The 20732-nt window shown below is 59.9% G+C and carries 22 protein-coding genes; 11 read left to right on the top strand and 11 right to left on the bottom strand.

The genetic code is table 11. The features are described 5' to 3' along the window. Positions 1–39 precede the first annotated feature (39 nt). Positions 40–444 carry an acetyl-CoA sensor PanZ family protein gene (locus AACY19_RS04105; RefSeq protein WP_339448184.1) on the bottom strand — a complete coding sequence of 135 codons (405 nt, stop codon included), beginning with the start codon at positions 442–444 and terminating at the stop codon, positions 40–42. A 224-nt stretch (positions 445–668) separates the two neighbouring features. On the opposite strand from AACY19_RS04105, the gene AACY19_RS04110 reads away from it, so the two are divergent. The 7 genes from AACY19_RS04110 to AACY19_RS04140 all read left to right on the top strand — a co-directional run bounded on the left by AACY19_RS04110 (position 669) and on the right by AACY19_RS04140 (position 6650). Beyond that, complete coding sequence (locus tag AACY19_RS04110) at positions 669–2333, top strand: OFA family MFS transporter (RefSeq protein ID WP_339448186.1); 1665 nt, start codon at positions 669–671, stop codon at positions 2331–2333. A gap of 270 nt (positions 2334–2603) precedes the next feature. Next, positions 2604–3197: an imidazoleglycerol-phosphate dehydratase HisB gene (gene hisB / locus AACY19_RS04115; RefSeq protein ID WP_007909204.1), complete on the top strand. Its 594-nt coding sequence runs from the start codon at positions 2604–2606 to the stop codon at positions 3195–3197. Continuing rightward, the gene (gene hisH / locus AACY19_RS04120) at positions 3197–3835 is read left to right on the top strand and encodes an imidazole glycerol phosphate synthase subunit HisH (protein ID WP_008080553.1); all 639 of its coding nucleotides are present in this window, start codon (positions 3197–3199) and stop codon (positions 3833–3835) included. Before hisB ends, hisH begins: the two co-directional genes overlap by 1 nt. Further along, complete coding sequence (locus AACY19_RS04125; RefSeq protein WP_339448188.1) at positions 3836–4096, top strand: DUF2164 domain-containing protein; 261 nt, start codon at positions 3836–3838, stop codon at positions 4094–4096. It abuts the gene before it with no gap. A 103-nt stretch (positions 4097–4199) separates the two neighbouring features. Then, entirely contained in the window at positions 4200–4949 is a 750-nt protein-coding gene (gene hisA / locus AACY19_RS04130) for a 1-(5-phosphoribosyl)-5-[(5-phosphoribosylamino)methylideneamino]imidazole-4-carboxamide isomerase (RefSeq protein ID WP_339448190.1), read from the top strand. A gap of 92 nt (positions 4950–5041) precedes the next feature. Next, complete coding sequence (hisF, locus tag AACY19_RS04135) at positions 5042–5812, top strand: imidazole glycerol phosphate synthase subunit HisF (protein ID WP_007909211.1); 771 nt, start codon at positions 5042–5044, stop codon at positions 5810–5812. An 82-nt stretch (positions 5813–5894) separates the two neighbouring features. Further along, the gene (locus AACY19_RS04140; protein ID WP_339448193.1) at positions 5895–6650 is read left to right on the top strand and encodes a substrate-binding periplasmic protein; all 756 of its coding nucleotides are present in this window, start codon (positions 5895–5897) and stop codon (positions 6648–6650) included. 134 nt (positions 6651–6784) lie between these two features. On the opposite strand, the gene AACY19_RS04145 is transcribed toward AACY19_RS04140, so the two are convergent. The 4 genes from AACY19_RS04145 to gpmI form a co-directional block, all read right to left on the bottom strand. Continuing rightward, on the bottom strand, positions 6785–7561 hold the full coding sequence (locus tag AACY19_RS04145; protein WP_339448195.1) for a divergent polysaccharide deacetylase family protein: 777 nt from the start codon (positions 7559–7561) through the stop codon (positions 6785–6787). A 2-nt stretch (positions 7562–7563) separates the two neighbouring features. Then, complete coding sequence (locus AACY19_RS04150; RefSeq protein ID WP_339448197.1) at positions 7564–8883, bottom strand: S41 family peptidase; 1320 nt, start codon at positions 8881–8883, stop codon at positions 7564–7566. 31 nt (positions 8884–8914) lie between these two features. Further along, entirely contained in the window at positions 8915–10201 is a 1287-nt protein-coding gene (locus AACY19_RS04155) for a murein hydrolase activator EnvC family protein (protein ID WP_339448199.1), read from the bottom strand. A 242-nt stretch (positions 10202–10443) separates the two neighbouring features. Further along, complete coding sequence (gene gpmI, locus AACY19_RS04160; protein WP_339448201.1) at positions 10444–11973, bottom strand: 2,3-bisphosphoglycerate-independent phosphoglycerate mutase; 1530 nt, start codon at positions 11971–11973, stop codon at positions 10444–10446. 153 nt (positions 11974–12126) lie between these two features. Between gpmI and AACY19_RS04165 the strand changes: the two genes are divergently transcribed. From AACY19_RS04165 to secB, 3 genes are read left to right on the top strand one after another with little or no spacing between them, the layout of a single operon-like run. Beyond that, positions 12127–12540 (top strand): rhodanese-like domain-containing protein, encoded by a 414-nt coding sequence (locus AACY19_RS04165; protein ID WP_016986346.1) that lies wholly within the window; start codon positions 12127–12129, stop codon positions 12538–12540. A gap of 1 nt (position 12541) precedes the next feature. Then, entirely contained in the window at positions 12542–12796 is a 255-nt protein-coding gene (grxC, locus tag AACY19_RS04170) for a glutaredoxin 3 (RefSeq protein WP_339448212.1), read from the top strand. Between the two features lie 57 nt (positions 12797–12853). Then, positions 12854–13339, top strand: a complete 486-nt coding sequence (gene secB, locus AACY19_RS04175) for a protein-export chaperone SecB (protein WP_197869348.1) — start codon at positions 12854–12856, stop codon at positions 13337–13339. A 130-nt stretch (positions 13340–13469) separates the two neighbouring features. On the opposite strand, the gene AACY19_RS04180 is transcribed toward secB, so the two are convergent. Then, positions 13470–13925, bottom strand: coding sequence for a tRNA (cytidine(34)-2'-O)-methyltransferase (locus AACY19_RS04180; protein WP_339448216.1), 456 nt, complete (start codon positions 13923–13925; stop codon positions 13470–13472). Here AACY19_RS04180 and AACY19_RS04185 point away from each other — a divergent pair. Then, positions 13924–14364: a hypothetical protein gene (locus tag AACY19_RS04185; RefSeq protein WP_339448218.1), complete on the top strand. Its 441-nt coding sequence runs from the start codon at positions 13924–13926 to the stop codon at positions 14362–14364. The two genes, AACY19_RS04180 and AACY19_RS04185, sit on opposite strands and share 2 nt — an antisense overlap. A 542-nt stretch (positions 14365–14906) precedes the next feature. On the opposite strand, the gene ntrC is transcribed toward AACY19_RS04185, so the two are convergent. The 5 genes from ntrC to glnA all read right to left on the bottom strand — a co-directional run bounded on the left by ntrC (position 14907) and on the right by glnA (position 20416). After that, positions 14907–16343, bottom strand: coding sequence for a nitrogen regulation protein NR(I) (gene ntrC / locus AACY19_RS04190; protein WP_339448220.1), 1437 nt, complete (start codon positions 16341–16343; stop codon positions 14907–14909). Continuing rightward, the gene (glnL, locus tag AACY19_RS04195) at positions 16340–17425 is read right to left on the bottom strand and encodes a nitrogen regulation protein NR(II) (RefSeq protein ID WP_158959732.1); all 1086 of its coding nucleotides are present in this window, start codon (positions 17423–17425) and stop codon (positions 16340–16342) included. Before glnL ends, ntrC begins: the two co-directional genes overlap by 4 nt. A 231-nt stretch (positions 17426–17656) precedes the next feature. Continuing rightward, the gene (locus AACY19_RS04200) at positions 17657–18274 is read right to left on the bottom strand and encodes a DUF4124 domain-containing protein (RefSeq protein WP_339448222.1); all 618 of its coding nucleotides are present in this window, start codon (positions 18272–18274) and stop codon (positions 17657–17659) included. Then, positions 18271–18783, bottom strand: coding sequence for a DUF4124 domain-containing protein (locus AACY19_RS04205; protein WP_339448223.1), 513 nt, complete (start codon positions 18781–18783; stop codon positions 18271–18273). Before AACY19_RS04205 ends, AACY19_RS04200 begins: the two co-directional genes overlap by 4 nt. Positions 18784–19009: 226 nt before the next feature. Continuing rightward, positions 19010–20416: a glutamate--ammonia ligase gene (gene glnA, locus AACY19_RS04210; RefSeq protein WP_339448224.1), complete on the bottom strand. Its 1407-nt coding sequence runs from the start codon at positions 20414–20416 to the stop codon at positions 19010–19012. Positions 20417–20732: the final 316 nt, after the last annotated feature.

A 20732-nucleotide genomic window follows, 5' to 3' on the forward strand; every position in this document is an offset into this window, starting at 1 on the left:
GGGGAGTATAGCGCTGCAACGGCCCGGTTCGGTGTGGCCTCATTCTGCCAGTGCCACGAGCGGCACCTGCAGCTTCGCGGAGAATACCTGCACCTCAGGGTACCCCGCAGGCGCCAAAAGACGCCGTTCAGCCCCCGCTTGCGACGCCATTTTCTGCGCTTGGTTCACCCGTCGCTCGGCAACCCCACGGCGGCGGGTAACTTTTCGCACGCATAAATAGGACAAGTACCAAGCGTCGGGGTGCCTTTGCAGGCGCGCGGCGCCGAGCAGGCGTTCATTGAAGCGTCCGGCGATCAGCGAGCCATCCGCCAGCCCCGTGTCGATCAGCCCGTCGCCCCCGGAATACGGGGCGAACAGCCATTGCGGAGCGTCGCGATAGATGTTCTGCAGATCCTCCTGATCCTGATAATTGGCGGCGTTCAGCACTTCTACAGTGATCGGCATGGCGGTTTCCTGAGAGGTACGAGAACAGATGACTGAAAAAAGGTGATATCAGTTTGGTTTTTCTGTCACCTGCAAATGGTAACCTTCGCCCGTTCGTCCGTCCTTCTGCGACTTAACGTCGCGCCATCAAGGAGCTTCACCCAAAAAAACGGTCATGCCTGCGTGCATAAAGGCCGGGGGTGAGCAGTGGCTGGCGAACCATACTAATAATTGGGGGATACACAATGAGCACGAGCATCACGGCGGACGGCCTCAGCGCCGCCCAGCCTGCGTTCCTGTCCAAGGAACGCATTATCGCCAAGCCTGGTTTCAACCGTTGGCTGGTGCCACCGGCCGCTCTGGCCATCCATCTATGCATCGGCATGGCCTACGGCTTCTCGGTGTTCTGGCTGCCGCTGTCCAAGGCGCTGGGCGTTACTGCTCCAGTGGCTTGTGCACCGGACATGAGCTTCATCGCACAAGTTTTCTCGTCGCAATGTGACTGGCCGATCTCCATGCTCGGCTGGATCTACACCCTGTTCTTCATCTTCCTCGGCTGCTCGGCAGCGATCTGGGGTGGCTGGCTGGAACACGCAGGGCCGCGCAAGGCTGGCGTGGTATCGGCACTGTGCTGGTGCGGCGGTCTGCTGATTTCGGCGCTGGGTATCTATACCCACCAGATCTGGCTGATGTGGATCGGCTCCGGCGTGATCGGCGGTATCGGTCTGGGCCTGGGCTATATCTCGCCGGTGTCGACCCTGATCAAGTGGTTCCCGGACAAGCGCGGCATGGCGACCGGTATGGCGATCATGGGTTTCGGTGGCGGCGCGATGGTCGGTGCACCGCTGGCGACTGCACTGATGAGCCACTTCGGCTCGGCTGAAGGTGTCGGCGTCTGGCAGAGCTTCGTGGCCATGGCTGCGATCTACTTTGTGTTCATGATCGGTGGCGCTCTGTCCTATCGCGTTCCGCCAACCGGATGGAAACCTGAAGGCTGGACCGCTCCGGCGAAGAAAGCCGCAAACGCGATGATCACCAATCGTCACGTACATGTGAATGTGGCGTGGAAAACCCCGCAATTCCGTCTGGTGTGGCTGGTGCTGTGCCTGAACGTGTCCGCCGGTATCGGCATTCTCGGCATGGCTTCGCCACTGCTGCAGGAAGTGTTCGGCGGCAAGCTGCTGGGTGTTGATGTGCCGTTCGGCCAGCTTGATGCCGGTCAGTTGGCGTCGATTGCTGCAATCGCGGCAGGCTTCACCGGTCTGCTGAGTCTGTTCAACATCGGTGGCCGCTTCTTCTGGGCTTCGTTCTCGGACTACCTGGGCCGTAAAAACACCTACTTCGTGTTCTTCGCCTTGGGCTTTGCCCTGTACGCGCTGATTCCGAACATGGGCCACTTGGGCAACGTTGCGCTGTTCGTGGCGGCGTTCTGCATCATCCTGTCGATGTATGGCGGTGGTTTTGCCACGGTTCCGGCATATCTGGCCGACCTGTTCGGTACACAGATGGTCGGCGCGATCCACGGTCGTCTGCTGACGGCCTGGGCTGCAGCGGGCGTACTCGGTCCGGTGCTGGTGAACTACCTGCGTGAGTATCAGTTGAGCATCGGCGTTGAACGCGCTGCCGCCTACGACATCACCTTATACATCCTCGCCGGCCTGCTGGTGCTGGGCTTCCTGTGCAACCTGATGGTCCGTCCGGTAGCCGACAAATACTTCATGACCGACGCCGAACTGGCTGCCGAACAGGCGCTGGGCCATGACAAAGGTGCTGATGCCAGCACGGTTCTGGAGTGGAAAGTCGCACCGGGCAGCAAGCCGCTGGCGATCGCTGCGTGGCTGGTGGTGGGTATTCCGCTGGCGTGGGGTGTGTGGGTGACCCTGCAGAAAACGGCGGTACTGTTTCACTAAGTAATGGGTGAAACGCAGTACCCCTGTGGGAGCGGGCTTGCTCGCGAAGACGGACGGTCAGTTGACATAAGTGTTGGCTGATCCACCGCATTCGCGAGCAAGCCCGCTCCCACATTTTTTTTGCGCTGCCTGTAATGGCTTGTATGGACATGTCTACCCGCGACAGCCGGGGGTTCTATCCGTCAGCCATCTCACCTCTCATGTTTCTGTTTGCTTCCTGCGTGCCTATAATGGCTGCCTTTTTCGCCCAATGATTTTGCGGAGCTGGTGATGGCCGAACGTAAGGCGTCTGTCGAGCGCGACACTCTGGAAACCCAGATCAAAGCCTCGATCAACCTCGATGGCACCGGAAAGGCCCGATTCGATATCGGTGTTCCTTTTCTTGAGCACATGCTGGATCAGATCGCCCGTCACGGGTTGATCGACCTGGATATTGAATGCAAGGGCGATCTGCATATCGACGACCACCACACGGTGGAAGACGTCGGTATCACCCTCGGCCAGGCATTTGCCAAAGCAATCGGCGATAAAAAAGGCATCCGTCGTTACGGTCACGCCTACGTGCCGCTCGATGAAGCGCTGTCGCGCGTGGTGATCGATTTCTCCGGTCGCCCAGGCCTGCAGATGCACGTGCCGTATACCCGCGCCACCGTCGGCGGCTTCGACGTTGACCTGTTCCAGGAGTTCTTCCAGGGCTTCGTCAACCACGCGCTGGTCAGCCTGCACATCGACAACCTGCGCGGCACCAACACTCACCACCAGATCGAAACCGTGTTCAAGGCTTTCGGCCGCGCGCTGCGCATGGCCGTCGAGCTGGACGAGCGCATGGCCGGGCAAATGCCGTCGACCAAAGGCGTTCTGTAATGCAGACGGTTGCAGTTATCGATTACGGCATGGGCAACCTGCACTCGGTGGCCAAGGCCCTCGAGCACGTCGGCGCCGGCAAGGTGCTGATCACCAGCGATGCAAACGTGATTCGCGAAGCGGATCGCGTGGTGTTTCCCGGCGTTGGCGCTATTCGCGATTGCATGGCGGAAATCCGTCGCCTCGGTTTCGACTCGCTGGTGCGTGAAGTCAGCCAGGATCGTCCGTTTCTTGGCATCTGTGTCGGCATGCAGGCCTTGCTCGATACCAGCGAAGAGAACGACGGCGTCGACTGCATCGGCCTGTTCCCGGGCGCGGTGAAGTTCTTCGGCAAAGACCTGCATGAAGACGGCGAGCACCTGAAAGTCCCGCACATGGGCTGGAATGAAGTGAAGCAGAAGGTCAGCCACCCGTTGTGGCATGACATTCCGGACATGGCGCGTTTCTACTTCGTGCACAGCTATTACATCGCTGCCGCCAACGCGCGGCAAGTGGTCGGTGGCGGTCATTACGGTGTCGATTTCGCTGCAGCGCTGGCCGATGGCTCGCGTTTCGCCGTGCAGTTCCACCCGGAGAAGAGCCATACCCATGGCCTGCAGTTGCTGCAGAACTTCGCCGCGTGGGACGGTCGCTGGTAAATGGCTGCCAAGAAGTCCAGACCGCCGATCCTGACCCTCACTCCCGAGCAGGAGAGTGAGGCCAATCGCAAGATTCAGCGGTTCATGGAAGACCGTTTCGAACTGGACCTGGGTTCGTTCGAAGCGGCGGAAATTCTTGAGCTGTTTACCCGCGAAATTGCTCCGCACTATTACAACAGGGCGATTTTCGATGTGCAGACCCACCTCAAAGAGCGGTTTGAAAGCATCGAAAGCGACCTGTGGGCGCTCGAAAAAAATTAGGAGCAGCGGCAAGCGTCAAGCTGCAAGCTGCAAGAGATAGACGCGCGTGCGCGCTTGCAGCTTATGGCTTGCAGCTTGCCGCTCTTTTGACGAAGGAAAAAGCATGCTGATTATTCCCGCTATCGATCTTAAAGACGGTGCCTGTGTACGTCTGCGCCAGGGCCGCATGGAAGATTCCACAGTGTTCTCCGATGACCCGGTGAGCATGGCTGCCAAGTGGGTGGAGGGCGGTTGCCGCCGTCTGCATCTGGTCGATCTTAACGGCGCTTTCGAAGGCCAGCCAGTCAACGGCGAAGTGGTGACCGCCATCGCCAAGCGCTACCCGACCCTGCCGATCCAGATCGGTGGTGGCATCCGTTCGCTGGAAACCATCGAGCACTACGTCAAGGCCGGCGTGAGCTACGTGATCATCGGCACCAAAGCGGTAAAAGATCCGGCGTTCGTCGCCGAAGCCTGCCGCGCGTTCCCGGGCAAAATCATTGTGGGTCTGGATGCCAAGGACGGTTTCGTCGCCACCGATGGCTGGGCTGAAATCAGTACCGTGCAGGTCATCGATCTGGCCAGGCAGTTTGAAGCCGACGGTGTCTCCTCGATCGTTTATACCGACATCGCCAAGGACGGCATGATGCAGGGCTGTAACGTGCCGTTCACCGCGGCGCTGGCCGCTGCCACCAAGATCCCGGTGATCGCTTCCGGCGGCATTCACAATCTGGGTGACATCAAGTCGCTGCTCGACGCCAAGGCGCCAGGCATCATCGGCGCCATCACGGGTCGCGCGATTTATGAGGGCACGCTGGATGTGGCAGAAGCCCAGGCTTTCTGCGATAGCTACGCGACCAGCTCCAAGCTGTAAGCTGCGAGCTGCAAGTTTGAAGCGCGACCGCGTCCGTTCTTTCTTGCAGCTCGTAGCTTGAAGCTTGCAACTCTTAATCGGAGATTAAGCTCATGGCGTTAGCCAAACGCATCATCCCTTGCCTGGACGTGGACAACGGCCGGGTCGTCAAAGGTGTGAAGTTCGAAAACATCCGCGATGCCGGTGACCCGGTGGAAATCGCCCGTCGTTACGACGAGCAGGGCGCTGACGAGATTACCTTTCTCGACATCACCGCCAGCGTCGATGGTCGCGACACCACGCTGCATACCGTCGAGCGCATGGCCAGCCAGGTGTTCATTCCGCTGACCGTCGGCGGTGGCGTGCGTACCGTGCAGGACATTCGCAACCTGCTCAATGCCGGCGCGGACAAGGTCTCGATCAACACCGCTGCCGTGTTCAATCCGGAATTCGTCGGCGAAGCCGCGCAGCATTTCGGCTCGCAGTGCATCGTTGTCGCCATTGATGCCAAGAAAGTCTCCGGCCCGGGCGAAACCCCGCGCTGGGAAATCTTTACTCACGGCGGGCGCAAGCCAACCGGCCTCGACGCAGTCGAGTGGGCGAAGAAAATGGAAGGCCTCGGTGCCGGCGAGATCCTGCTGACCAGCATGGATCAGGACGGCATGAAAAACGGCTTCGACCTCGGCGTAACCCGTGCGATCAGCGATGCGCTGGGCATTCCGGTGATCGCTTCCGGCGGCGTCGGCAATCTGCAGCACTTGGCTGACGGCATTCTCGAAGGCCACGCCAGCGCAGTGCTGGCGGCGAGTATTTTCCACTTCGGCGAATACACCGTACAGGAAGCCAAGGCCTACATGGCCAAACGCGGCATCGTGATGCGTTAAGCGTCAAAATCGATACAGGCCAGTGGACACCATGGCGCACCCAAGGCACTCTTGGGCACGCCATGGATTTCGGTAGCCCGATATGATCAAACGCCTGCTTCTAGTTCTCGCCAGCGCCTCGATGTTGCTCATCAACACGGCCCGCGCCGAAACCAGTCCCGACACTGATCTGGTGCTCCTCACCGAAAACTTCCCGCCGTACAACATGGCGAAGAACGGCAAGAATTTCGCCCAGGGCGAAAACATCAACGGCATCGCCACCGACATCGTTCGCGAGATGTTCCAGCGTGCCGGCATCACCTACAGCCTGACCCTGCGATTCCCTTGGGAGCGTGTCTACAAGCTCGCCCTGGAAAATCCCGGCTACGGCGCCTTCGTGATGGCGCGCTTGCCGGATCGCGAAAAACTTTTCAAATGGGTCGGGCCGATAGGTCCGGATGACTGGGTCATGCTCACCAAGGCCGACAGCAAGATCACCCTCGAAACCCTCGAGGACGCACGCAAATACAAGATCGGCGCCTACAAGGGTGATGCAATTGCCGAAACCCTGACCAAGCAAGGCTTGAAGCCGGCGGTGGTGTTGCGCGATCAGGACAATGCCAAGAAGCTGGTCAGGGGCCAGATTGACCTGTGGGCCACTGGCGATCCGGCCGGGCGTTATCTGGCGCGGCAGGATGGCGTGACCGGGCTGAAGACGGTGCTGCGTTTCAACAGTGCCGAGTTGTATCTGGCGCTGAACAAGGACGTCCCGGAAGAGACCGTGAAAAAGCTCCAGACTGCGCTGGATCAGATGCGCGAGGAGGGTGTGGTGGACGAGATCATGGGACGGTATCTCTGATCTGGCGTTATTGAGAACCAAATGTGGGAGCGGGCTTGCTCGCGAATGCGACGTCTCAGCCAACCTCTATGGTTCCTGACACGCCGCATTCGCGAGCAAGCCCGCTCCCACAAGGTTCTGTGCTTTTTGCCGGGCTATCGGTACAAGCCATTCTTGCCGTGTGCAGCCGTCGCCTTGTTACTGCGCACACTGATCATCTGCCGGACATCAATCCACTCAATCCCCTGGGCTTTCAGCTTGGGCAATTCGCGTTCCAGCACCGCCAGCGTCTGCGGATACGGATGCCCGATCATCACTGCTGAGCCTTGCTTGTGCGCCAGGCTGATCGCCGTCTGCAACTGCGTGTAAATGGCTGCTTCAGTACGCTCGTCATCCAGAAACACATCCCGCGAAACACTCGCCAGATCAATCTTCTGCGCCTGCTGCGCCGCCACAGTCTGGGCACTGGTGCGGCTGTCGACGAAGAACTTGTGCCGGCGCTGCAACTCGCCCATCAACCAGGCCATCGCCGCCGGTTGTGCGGTCATGCGACTGCCCATGTGGTTGTTGATGCCGGCAGCGTAGGGAACCATTTTGAACGCAGCGTCGAGGCGTTTTTCCAGTTCCTCGACGGGCAGTTCCGGGTGCCAGGCGTAAGGCCCGGTGGCCGGGTCCATTGGCATGTGCAGGATGACGATCTTGCCGGCGCGATGGGCTTCGCGGGCAAATTCGCTGGCGTGTGGGGTGTCGGGCATGATCGCCGTGGTGACCGGGCCGGGCAGGGCCAGCACGCGGCGATCCCGGGGCAGGTTTTGCCCCAGGTCGTCGATGATCAGTGTCAGGTAGGCTTTTTGGGGCTTTGGGCTGACGGGCTCCGCGTGAGCAGCACCCGCCAGACAGCACAACAGAACGAAGACGAAGCGCAAAGACATCCTCAACGGCCGGACGTGATGCTCAGCCCTTTGAGCAGGCTCAGGGCCTGGGCCAACTGGTAATCCTCATCCTGCGGCATCGCTTTGGCCTTGGCGCCGGAGCCGGTCGGTTTGTCCGCGCCGCCGTTGCCATTGCCCAAGTGACCTTGCAGGTCGGCTTCCTTGAAGTATTCGCTGTCCGCCTCGCTGGTGATCTTGGCCTTGCGCACTTCGATGTCCGGAACGATGCCTTGGGCCTGAATCGAGCGCCCGTTCGGCGTGAAGTACAGCGCAGTGGTGATCTTCAGCGCACGGTCGTTGTTCAGCGGCAGCACGGTTTGTACCGAGCCCTTGCCGAAACTGGTGGTGCCCATGACCACGGCGCGCTTCTGATCCTGCAATGCGCCGGCGACGATTTCCGACGCCGAGGCGCTGCCACCGTTGATCAGCACGACCATCGGCACCGCTTCGCTTTCGTCTTTGCCGGTGGCCGAGAAACGCAGCTCGGAGTTGGCGATCCGGCCTTTGGTATAAACGATCAGGCCTTTGGTGATGAAGTGGTCGACCACTTCCACCGCTGCCTGCAAGACGCCGCCCGGGTTGTTGCGCAGGTCGAGGATGACGCCGTTGAGCTTCTTGCCGTTGTCCTTGCGCAACTTGGCCAGGGCCTTGGAGACCTCTTCGCCGGTCTTGACCTGGAACTGGGTAATGCGGATGTAGCCGTAGCCCGATTCAAGCAGCTGCGCCTTCACGCTCTTCACCTGAATCACCGCACGGGCCAGGGTCACGTCGAACGGCGTGCCGCCGTCGCGCACCAGGGTCAGGGTGATTTTCTGGCCGATCTTGCCGCGCATCTTGTCCACGGCTTCGGTCATGGTCTGGCCGCGAGTTGGCTGGCCATTGATCTTGACGATGAAGTCACCGGCCTGAATGCCGGCCTTCGACGCCGGCGTGTCATCGATTGGCGAGACCACTTTGATGAAACCGTCTTCGGTGCCGACTTCGATGCCCAGGCCGCCAAATTCACCGCTGGTGCTTTCCTGCAGTTCGGTGAAGTCTTCAGGGCCGAGGTAGGCCGAGTGCGGATCAAGGTTGCTGAGCATGCCCTTGATGGCGTTTTCCAGCAGGGTCTTGTCGTCTACCGGTTCGACGTAGGCGGCTTTGATCCGGTCCATGACCTCGGCAAAGGTGCGCAACTCTTCCAGTGGCAATGGCGCCTTGGAGGTCGCGGCAGTGCCTGCCGGAGCGACGGCCGGAGCCGGTTGAGCGGCAAACGCCAGAGGCGCGCCGATCACCAGGGCGATCGTCAGGGCCAGCGAGGTAAGGCGGGACAAATGCAGCATGTCGAACGAACTCCTTAATTAGGCGGTGCGCTTATCCTTGCGCACGACACCATTGCGCCGGATCACTCGGGTGACCCTGCTGACGAATTGCGAAATACAGCGCTGGTGTGTCCTGACCGCCACTGTTACCGACAGTGGAGATCGACTCACCGGCTTTGACCACATCACCCGCCGACTTGAGCAGCGTTTGATTGTGGCCATAAAGACTCAGAAAACCGTTGCCGTGATCAAGAATCACCAGCAGCCCGGCGCCACGCAACCAGTCGGCGAACACCACGCGACCGCCGTGAACGGCGTGCACCTGGCTGCCGGCGGAGGCGCTGATCATCACGCCGTCCCACTTGGTACGGGCATCGTTGCCACGGGATTCACCAAAGCGTGCCAGTAGTCGACCATCAACCGGCCAAGGAAGTTTTCCCCGGGTTGCAGCAAAAGGGCCACCGAAGGTCTCGCCGCTGCTGGACACCAGTGCGCCGGGAGTGGATCTGGCGGGTTTTCGTGGGGCGTCGCTGTTTTCAGCTTGCGCCTCACGCAAGCGCTTTTTTTCTGCTTCCTGCTGGGCGATCAGCGCTTTCTGTCGCGCTTCTTCTGCCTCACGAGCCTGGCGGGCCAGGGTTTCTTCAATGGTTTTAAGGACTTTAGACAGGTCTGCCTGATCCTGCTCGCGGGCGGCGATTTTCTGGTCGCGCGCCTTTACTTCATCATTGAGCCTGGCGAGGACTTGCTGGCGTTCCTTGCGAACCTGTTCGAGCTCGTCACGCCGGGTGTCGAGACTGCTTTTCTGCACCAGTAACTGTGCCTGCTGCGCGGCGATGTCCGTTTCGACATTGGCCAGTTGGCGCAGGGTTTCGTTGAAGTTCTTCAGCTGCTCCAGGCGGGCCTGGCTCAGGTAATCGTAATAGGTGAGGGTGCGGGCGAATTTCTCTGGATTCTGCTGGTTGAGCAGAAGCTTGAGGTATTCCTGGCGACCGTTCTGATAGGCCGCCCGAGCCTGGATGGCGATCAGTCGCTGTTGTTCAGTGCGCGCGCTCTGGAGTTTTTTTTTCTCTGCATCGAGTCGCTGCAGCTCGGATTCGCTTTTCTGCAGTTCTTTCTGCAGCGCATCGACCTGCTTCTGCAGCTTGCCCATCTCGGTTTCGGTGCCCTTGAGCTCCTTCTGCACGCCGGACTTTTCCGCCTGGACCTTGCTCAGCAGCTTCTTCAGCTCGGCAATGTCCTGGCGCGTGGCGTCCAATTGCTGTTGGGTTTGCGCGCGCTCGTCAGCGAAGGCCGGTTGGAGCAGGCAGGTCAGAGCGAGGGCGATCAGGACGCGAAGCATAGGGGCGAGCGGCACCAGGGTAAGGGACGGCCTAGTATGCCCGCCCGAAGCTGCAAAAAAAACGCCCAATTGGGGCTGTGTGATAACTGGAGCAGATTCGCTATTGAAAATAGCGCAAAACCAATGTGGGAGCGGGCTTGCTCGCGAATGCGGTGGATCAGGCAGCATTGAAGGCGACTGATCTGCCGCATTCGCGAGCGAGCCCGCTCCCACAGGGTTTTGCGGTGTTTTGGCGACTGGGGTCAGACCAGAATCGAAGTGCCGGTCATTTCCGCCGGTTTTTCCAGGCCCAGCAGCTTCAGCATGGTCGGCGCGACGTCGGCCAGCACGCCGCCTTCACGCACCTTGAGGTCACGCTTGCCGACATAAATGAACGGCACCGGCTCAGTGGTGTGCGCGGTGTGCGCCTGGCCGGTGGATTCATCGGCCATTTGCTCGACGTTGCCGTGGTCAGCGGTGATCAGCGCTTCGCCGCCGACCTTTTCCAGCGCTTCAACGATGCGGCCAACGCAGGTGTCCAGGCATTCCACAGCCTTCACGGCCGCGTCGAACACGCCGCTATGACCGACCATGTCGCCGTTGGCGTAGTTGACCACGATCACGTCGTAACGCTGGTGCTCAATGGCGTCGACGATGCGGTCGGTGACTTCAGGCGCGCTCATCTCCGGCTGCAAGTCGTAAGTGGCGACTTTCGGCGACGGGATCAGGATGCGCTCTTCGCCCGGAAACGGTTCTTCACGGCCGCCGGAAAAGAAGAAGGTCACGTGTGCGTATTTCTCGGTTTCGGCAATGCGCAGCTGGGTTTTGCCGTTCTTCGCCAGATAGTCGCCGAGAACGTTTTCCAGGCTGCCCGGGGCAAATGCCGACGGCGCTGGAATGCTCGCTGCGTATTGGGTCAGCATGACGAAACCGGCCAGTTTTGGCTGGCGTGCGCGCTCGAAATCCTTGAAATCGTCTTCGACGAATACACGAGTCAGCTCGCGTGCGCGGTCGGCGCGGAAGTTCATGAACACCACGGCATCGCCGTCTTCGACTTTCACCGGCTCGCCGATGGATGTGGCTTTGACGAATTCGTCGCTCTCGCCGCGAGCGTAGGCGGCGTCCAGACCTTCCTGCGCGGTGGCCGCGTGAAATTCGCTGTTGCCATCGACGATCAGGTTGTAAGCCTGGGCCACGCGATCCCAGCGGTTGTCACGGTCCATGGCGAAGTAACGGCCAATGATGCTGGCGATGCGGCCCTTGCCGAGTGCCTGAAAGGTCGCGTCGAGCAGCTCGATGGACGATGCCGCGCTTTTCGGCGGGGTGTCGCGGCCATCGAGGAAGGCGTGCAGGTAGATTTTTTCGGCGCCGCGCTTGAACGCCAGTTCGGCCATGGCGATCAGGTGGTCCTGATGGCTGTGTACGCCGCCATCGGACAGCAGACCCATGAAGTGCACGGCTTTGCCGGCGGCCACAGCTTTATCCACAGCGGCGCAGATGGTCGGGTTGTCGAAAAACTCACCGTCGCGGATCGCTTTGGTCACGCGGGTGAAGTCCTGATACACCACGCGACCGGCACCGAGGTTCATGTGACCGACTTCGGAGTTGCCCATCTGGCCGTCCGGCAGTCCGACGTCCATGCCGCTGCCCGAGATCAAGCCGTTCGGCACAGTGGCCCAGAGGCGATCAAGAACAGGCTTCTTCGCGGCGAAAACGGCGTTGGATTCGGGGCTGTCGCTGTGACCGAAGCCGTCGAGAATCATCAGGACCAAAGGTTTAGGCGTAGTCGTCATGGAATCCACTCGTGGCTAATAAAGAAGAGGGCGATGGAAAAGGGAGTTGGAGTTTAAAGCGAAGTTCCTGCCGCGTCACCGCCGGACGGGGTTTGGCCGGCCATAGTGGCTGTGTATACTGGCCGACATTTTAACGCCCTGGAACCTCCTTCGATGGTTGCTCACCTGATTGAATTTGCCACTAACCACTACATTCTTGTCGGTATCTTCGTCGTACTGCTGGCTCTGCTGCTGGCGCACACGATGCAGGGCGGCGGTAAAAGCCTGAGCACCGGCGAGCTGACTGCGCTGGTCAATAAAGATGCAGGCGTGGTGGTGGACATCCGTCCGGCCAAGGATTTCGCTGCCGGCCACATCGTTGGCGCGGTGAACATTCCTCAGGACAAACTGGCCGCGCGCGTCGCGGAGCTGGAAAAACACAAGGCCAAGACCATCATTCTGGTCGACGCCCTGGGCCAGACCGCCGGCACCCACGCCCGCGAACTGATGAAATCCGGCTTCACCGCCGCCAAGCTGTCCGGCGGGATCTCCAGCTGGAAAGGCGACAACCTGCCGCTGGTGAAGTGATATGAACGAAGTCATCGTCTACTCCAGCGATTACTGCCCTTATTGCTCGCGAGCCAAATACCTTCTCGAGAACAAAGGCGTGGCCTTCAAAGAGATCAAGGTCGATGGCAAGCCGCAGGTGCGCGCCGAAATGACCCAGAAAGCCGGACGCACATCCGTGCCGCAGATCTGGATCGGCACCAAGCACATCGGCGGTTGTGACGATTTGTATGCCCTGGAGCGCGCCGGCAAGCTCGACGCGCTGCTCAAGGCCTGAACGGCTGCACCCACGTACAGCACTCCCTAAAAGACCCAAGATCGAAAAGGATCTGAGATGACTGACCAACAGAACACTGCAGCCAGCGAAGAAGAAACCGCACCGCAATTCTCCTTGCAGCGCATCTACGTTCGCGACCTGTCCTTCGAAGCACCGAAAAGCCCGGCGATCTTCCGTCAGCAGTGGGACCCGACCGTTGGTCTGGATCTGAACACTCGTCAGAAAGCGCTGGAAGGCGATTTCTACGAAGTCGTGCTGACCCTGTCCGTTACCGTGAAAAACGGTGAAGAAGTCGCCTTCATCGCTGAAGTGCAACAGGCCGGTATCTTCCTGATCAAGAACCTGGATGCGGCTTCGATGAGCCACACCCTGGGTGCGTTCTGCCCGAACATCCTGTTCCCGTATGCCCGCGAAACCCTCGACAGCCTCGTCACCCGTGGTTCGTTCCCGGCGCTGATGCTGGCCCCGGTGAACTTCGACGCCCTGTACGCGCAAGAGCTGCAGCGCATGCAGGAAAGCGGCGAGACGCCAACCGTTCAGTAACAATCTGAGCGTTGACGCAAGTCCAGTGTGGGAGCGGGCTTGCTCGCGAAGGCGGAGTCTCAGGCGACATTGATGTCATCTGATACGCCGCTTTCGCGAGCAAGCCCGCTCCCACATTTGTTATGTGCCGTTACTTGAAGTCGTTCTGCCGCCAGGCTTCGTAAACGGCGACCGCGACGGTGTTGGACAGGTTCAGGCTGCGGCAGCCCTCGCGCATCGGCAGACGCAAACGCTGCTCGGCAGGCAGCGCATCCAGCACGTCCGCCGGCAAACCACGGCTTTCAGGGCCAAACAGGAACGCATCACCGGGGACAAACGCGGCATCATGAAACGGTCGCGAGCCCTTGGTAGTGAACGCAAAGACCCTTGGGTTGCCGATGCTCTGCAGGCAACTGGCCAGATCGGCATGACGTTGCAGCGTGGCATATTCGTGGTAGTCGAGACCGGCGCGGCGCAAGCGCTTGTCGTCCATCTCGAAGCCCAGCGGTTCGATCAAATGCAGGTGGCAGCCGCTGTTGGCGCACAGCCTGATAACGTTGCCGGTATTCGGCGGAATTTCTGGTTGAAAAAGGATGACGTGAAACATGCACGGCTCCGAAGGTAAAGATGAGCGGCATTCTACGCCGCCTGTGGACAACCGTTCGAAACTATTCCCGCGGGTGATCGGTTCGCTGGCGATTGTCGGGGTGATGATCGGCCTGATGATCGGTCGCCTGACCACGCCGGATCCCACCGTGCTGCAGCAGGTCGATGTCACAGATCAAGGGCTGGTGGTGTGGTTCAACAACGAACCAAAGCTGCACGGCGAAATCATCGATGGCACCGTAGCGCTGTTGTTTCAGGCTGAAGGCCGGGCGCAGAAAGGCCAGCTCAGGCTCAACGGCAAGGACGTCAACTGGCGTACACGAGCGAGTGATGGTGGATTGTTGTTGACGGTGCTGGCAGCGCGACCGCTGCAGGGGGACTGGGCCGGTAACGCGGTCGATGACCGCTGGCGGCTGGAGATCCATCTCCGTGAGCAATAAAAGCGGGAATCCCTGACCTGCCTGTATCAGGGTTCCCAAAACGGGTGGACTTCGCGTGACGCGTCGGTCCGGTGTAAAGAGGGAACCCCCGGCCTGCCTGTACCAAGAGCCCCAAAAGGGTAGGGCTCGCCGCGTTGCGGTGTGAGCCCGGTGTAAAGAGGGGAATCCCCGGCCTGCCTGTACCAAGGCCCCCGAAAGGGTGGGTGAATCGAATCACCTGTGAGAGATATTGCAGGGGGCGTGCCAGGTTTTAATCTGTTGAAACAAAAAAGCTGAACAGAAATACGAAAGCCCCGGAATTCGGGGCTTTCGTGTGGTTGCGTGATTGGGTTTTCAGGCATGTCTGGATGTTTTCTGACCAGACTGTCATGCCCGATCACGGGTCATCGTGCATTGATGCGGTGCATGAAGAGCTAAATGTGGGAGCGGGCTTGCTCGCGAAGGCGTTGTGTCAGTCACCCGATATTTCAATGACGCACCGTATTCGCGAGCAAGCCCGCTCCCACAGAGAGGCGAGTGCTCACATCAGCGTTGAAGGCTGATCAGCCCTCATCTCCCTCATCATCATCCCCACCATCAACCTTCATCCCCAATTCCTTGATCTTGCGCGTCAGGGTATTGCGCCCCCAACCCAGCAACACCGCGGCATCACGCCGGCGCCCAGCCGTGTGCTTCAGCGCGGTCTCGATCATGATCCGCTCAAACGCCGGCACCGCACTGTCGAGCAAGCTCGACTGGCCGCGCGCCAGGGCCTGATCAGCCCACTGGCGCAGCGCCTGCTCCCAGTTGGTCACGGGCGCCGAGTCTTGCGGCAGGTTCAGCAGCTCTGGTGGCAGGTCGCTGATGTGCACCTCGCGCCCGGACGCCATCACGGTGATCCAGCGGCAGGTGTTTTCCAGTTGGCGGACGTTGCCCGGCCACGGCAGGTTCTTCAGGTATTCCTCGGTCTCGCTTTTCAGCAGTTTCGGCTCCACTGCCAGCTCTTGCGCCGCGCGGCCGAGGAAGTGCTTGGCGAGGGTCGGGATGTCTTCGCGACGATCCGACAAGCGCGGAATATGGATGCGGATCACGTTGAGGCGGTGGAACAAGTCCTCACGGAATTTCCCGGCGTGTACCAGGGTTTCCAGATTCTGGTGCGTCGCGGCGATGATGCGCACGTCGACCTTGACCGGTACATGACCACCGACGCGATAGAACTCGCCATCGGCCAATACGCGCAACAGCCGGGTTTGCGTATCCGCCGGCATGTCGCCGATTTCATCGAGGAACAGCGTGCCGCCGTCAGCCTGTTCGAAACGACCGCGACGCAGATTGGCTGCGCCGGTGAACGCGCCTTTCTCGTGACCGAACAGCTCGGACTCCATGAGATCCTTGGGAATCGCCGCCATGTTCAACGCAATGAACGGCGAGGCCGCGCGCGGGCTGTGACGGTGCAAGGCGTGGGCGACCAGCTCTTTACCGGTGCCGGATTCGCCGTTGATCAGCACGGTGATGTTGGAATGGCTCAAGCGGCCGATGGCGCGAAACACTTCCTGCATCGCCGGCGCTTCGCCGATGATTTCCGGGGTGCGGGTCAGCGCCGGGACGACTTCCAGGCCTTGCTGTTCTTGCGCGTGCTGATTGGCACGTTTGACCAGCGATACCGCCTCGTCCACATCGAATGGTTTTGGCAGGTACTCGAACGCGCCGCCCTGATAAGAGGCGACCGCGCTGTCCAGATCGGAGTGAGCGGTCATGATGATGACCGGCAACCGTGGGTGCTGTTCGCGAATCCGCGCCAACAGGTCCAGACCACTGGCGCCTGGCATACGAATGTCGGAAATGATCACGTCAGGCTGCTGACGGGCCAGACGACTCATCACGCCATCGGCGCTGTCGAAGCTCTGCGTGGTCATGCCTTCCTGCTGCAAGGCTTTTTCCAGAACCCAACGGATAGAACGGTCGTCATCGACGATCCATACGGTTTCACTACGGCTCATGTCGATGTGGCTCCTTGTTCCAGTGGCAGAAAGATCGAGAACGTGGTGTGGCCGGGGTGGCTGTCACACTCGATCAGGCCCTGGTGCTGGCTGATGATGTTCTGGGTGATGGCCAGGCCGAGCCCGGTACCGTCGGGACGGCCGCTGACCATGGGAAAGAAAATGGTTTCCTGAAGTTCCGCGGGTATGCCGGGGCCGTTGTCGATGATCTCGATCTTGGTCACCAGGCGATGGCGGATGTGGCCGATGGTGAACTGGCGCATGGCGCGGGTGCGCAAACTGATGCGGCCCAGACGCAGCTCGTTCTGGCTGCTGATCGCCTGCATCGCGTTGCGCACGATGTTCAACACGGCCTGAATCATTTGCTCGCGGTCGATCAACACGTCGGGGATGCTCGGGTCGTAATCGCGCACCAAGGTGATGCAGCCCTGACTTTCGGCTTCGACGAGGTGGCAGACGCGCTCGAGCACTTCGTGAACGTTGCACATGGCCAGCGACGGCAGTTTGTTCGAGCCGAGCATGCGGTCGACCAGATTGCGCAGGCGGTCGGCCTCTTCAATGATCACGTTGGTGTAATCGCGCAGGCTGTCTTCCGGCAGTTCGCGGGCCAGCAGTTGCGCGGCACCACGGATGCCGCCGAGCGGATTCTTGATCTCATGGGCGAGGCCGCGCACCAGCATCTTGCTGGTTTCCTGCTTGGACAGCTGCGCCTCTTCCTTGGTGATCCGCAGCAAGCGGTCACGGGGGTGAACCTCCAGCAGAAGCATGGTCGCGCCATTGCTGAGGATCGGCGTCACCGCGTAATCCACGGTCAGGGTCTGGCCGGTGAGGGCGGTGAGCATGGCTTCGCGTTTGGTGAACGGATGCGCCTGTTCCACGGCCTGGCGCAGTGAATTCAGCGCCTCGGTGGATTCGGTGAACAGCTCGCTGATGAACTGCCCATGGCTACGCTGCCCGCTGATGGCGAGCAGCATCTCCGCCGCCGGGTTCATGTATTCGAGGCGCAATTCGGCGTCGAGCAGGATGGTGGCGGTGGTCAGGTTGTCGAGCAGCAAACGGTGGATTGCGTCGCTAATGGTCATCGGAGCCTCTTTTGGGGGCGGAGCGTGCGCAACAAGCAAGCGTCGGTATCGGGAAAATGCAAAAACCAAACCAAGGCTCCGAAAAGAAGCGTTCGTCGCCTGAAACAGGCGTTTGACGCTCGTTTGCGTGGCATCCGGCCAGCACGAACGGGAAGTTTCGAACCAAAATGGGTTGGAATGTGAGTACGGTGCAGTCTGTTGCACCAATATAGTGCGCAAAGCTGAGCGGCGTTAGAAGAAACGCAGGAAGGGGTTTTTCGGCTCTTCGGGTTTGTCTTTCAGAGGGCATTCCGGGCGCACGCCGTAGTCTGCGGTGACGCAGGGTTTGATCTGGCGTTTCTGCGCAAGCGAGATGCGCTGCATGTGAAAGGGCTGGTTGGCAGTACGTTCGACGGTGCGGCCCTGCTCATCAAGGACTTCCACCGACAGGTTATGGCTGCCACGGTCGATGTTGTTCAGCGGGAATACCGGACTCAGGCCCGGCTCGCCAGTGGCCTGGCCGTCCAGCAGCAGGCGATAGCGATGGCCCCGCTGCAAGCCTGGTTCGCTGGTGACGCTGACGATCACCTCACCCGCGCTGCTGCGAATGGTTGCGTCTGGTTCGGGAATCAGGATGCGCAGCATGTCGTAGTGAAACAAGGGTGGTTCCGCGATCTTTTTTGCAGTGCTGATCGGTGCTGCAGCGGTGGGGTTGGCCGACATGCGATTACTGGTCGCGACCGGTACGCGTTTGGCGTTGCCGCGCGGCTGGTCGGTGTAGACACGATTGCCCTGAGCATCGACATAGGTGAAGACCTCCGCCGAAACGGGCAGGGCGAACAGGCACAGCATCAGCCAGAAAATCCTCATGGCCTGTGCACCCGCTGCACGGTGAACACCAGCGCCGGGCTCTGCTGGATGATCGCTTGGCCGTCGATCACCTGCACGGCAAGACGATGCTCCCCGCGATCAACGTTCACCAGTTGCAGGATCGGCACGTTGCTCGGCTGACCGTAGGGTTCGTCATCCAGAACCAGCCTCAATTGGTGGGGAGGTTGCAGGCGCGGCTTGATCAGCACCTGGACGGTGAACGTGCCGTTATTGGCACGCAACGCTTCTTCGGTGGGCAGGCCGACGAGCTCGAGAGTGTCGTAGGCGCTCCGTGCGGGTTGGCGGTTGTCGGCTTCAGGCGCGGGCGGCGTGCCCGGTGCCTGGGTCTCGACGCTGTTGATTGGCGGCAGCTCCACCGGTTGCGCCTGCACGCCGTCGGGCGAATGATCGCTGTACACCGTGTTGCCGTTGGCGTCGGTGTACTTGTAGATCTGCGCGACGGCGGGCAGGGCGATCAGCAGCAGAATGTAGAGAACGATGCGACCCATGAAATCGACCGGGATTGAACGCGATGGGGTGCAGCATAGGACAGTCGCGGCGGATGGCCCAACTCGCTACACATCGAGAGATCATTCAAACACCACAATTGCCCTGTGGGAGCGAGCAAGCCCGCTCCCACACGGGATTTGCGTGAGCCCATAAATGGAAGGCAATAAAAAAGGCCTCCCGAAGGAGGCCTCTTTCTGTCACGCCGCGTCGCGCGGCGCTACCGGATCAGCAGCTGTAGTACAGCTCATATTCCAGTGGGTGTACGAAGGTGCGGACCTTGATTTCTTCTTCCGATTTCAGCGCGATGTAAGCGTCGATGAAGTCGTCGGAGAACACGCCGCCCTTGGTCAGGAACGCACGGTCCTTGTCCAGCTCTTCCAGGGCTTCTTTCAGGCTGCCGCAAACTTGTGGGATCTCTTTCGCCTCTTCAGGTGGCAGGTCGTACAGGTTCTTGTCGGCCGCATCGCCTGGGTGGATCTTGTTCTGGATACCGTCCAGGCCGGCCATCAGCAGTGCTGCGAAAGCCAGGTAAGGGTTGGCAGCCGGGTCCGGGAAACGTGCTTCGATACGACGGCCACGTGGGCTGTTGACGTAAGGAATACGGATCGAGGCGGAACGGTTGCGAGCCGAGTAGGCCAGCATTACCGGTGCTTCGAAGCCTGGCACCAGACGCTTGTAGGAGTTGGTGGCCGGGTTGGTGAAGCCGTTCAGGGCCTTACCGTGCTTGATGATGCCGCCGATGAAGTACAGAGCGGTTTCCGACAGGCCGGCATAGCCTTCGCCAGCGAAGGTGTTCTTGCCATCTTTGGCGATGGACATGTGCACGTGCATGCCCGAACCGTTGTCACCGTACAGTGGCTTCGGCATGAAGGTCGCGGTGCGGCCGTAAGCGTCGGCAACGTTGTGCACAACGTACTTCAGGGTTTGAACCTCGTCGGCCTTCTTCACCAGAGTGTTGAACTTGACGCCGATTTCGTTCTGACCGGCAGTGGCCACTTCGTGGTGGTGCACTTCAACGGTCTGACCCATTTCTTCCAGTGCGTTGCACATGGCAGTACGGATTTCGTGGTCGTGGTCGAACGGCGGAACCGGGAAGTAACCACCTTTGATACCTGGGCGGTGGCCTTTGTTGCCGCCTTCGATGTCCTGATCGGACATCCAGGAACCTTGTTCGGAGTAGATCTTGAACATCGAACCGGAGATGTCGGACTTGAACTTCACTTCGTCGAAGATGAAGAACTCTGGCTCTGGACCGGCGAATACGGTGTCACCGATACCGGTGGTCTTCAGGTATTCCTCGGCGCGGTGCGCGATGGCGCGCGGGTCGCGGTCGTAACCTTGCATGGTCGAAGGTTCGATGATGTCGCACACGATGATCAGTGTGGCGTCTTCGGTGAACGGGTCGAGAACGGCCGTTTCGTCGTCCGGCAGCAGGATCATGTCGGAGGCTTCGATGCCTTTCCAGCCAGCGATGGAGGAACCGTCGAACATCTTGCCGACTTCGAAGAAGTCGTCTTCCAGCGCATCGCGAGCCGGCATGGTCACGTGGTGCTGAGTGCCTTTGGTGTCCGTGAAGCGCAGATCAATCCACTTGACGTCATGATCTTTGATGAGTTGAACCGACTTCGACATAGTGTCCTCCGGGTGAATTAGGGCTGGTAGTGGATGCCCTTAATAGTGGTGATGCCGGCGCGAATACTCTGCCAAGGCAACCTGCCTCACAAGGGAGCAAATTGCATGCCAGTGCCCCAGCATGGGTTTTTTGCCCCAAATTCACGCTTATTAAGGTGCAAAGCGTCTTAATGAAGAAAATCTCGCCCTTTAATGTAGCGTCTTCATCACAAAGTGAACCGTTTTGGTGCATGCAAAACCTTCTGCACATTAACTGGTTAAACCTTGAGCAATTTCCGCTATAATCCGCGCCCCCCTTTTTCGGCTGGCCGTTCGC

Source organism: Pseudomonas sp. EA_5y_Pfl2_R50 (assembly GCF_963970475.1).
GTDB lineage: Bacteria > Pseudomonadota > Gammaproteobacteria > Pseudomonadales > Pseudomonadaceae > Aquipseudomonas.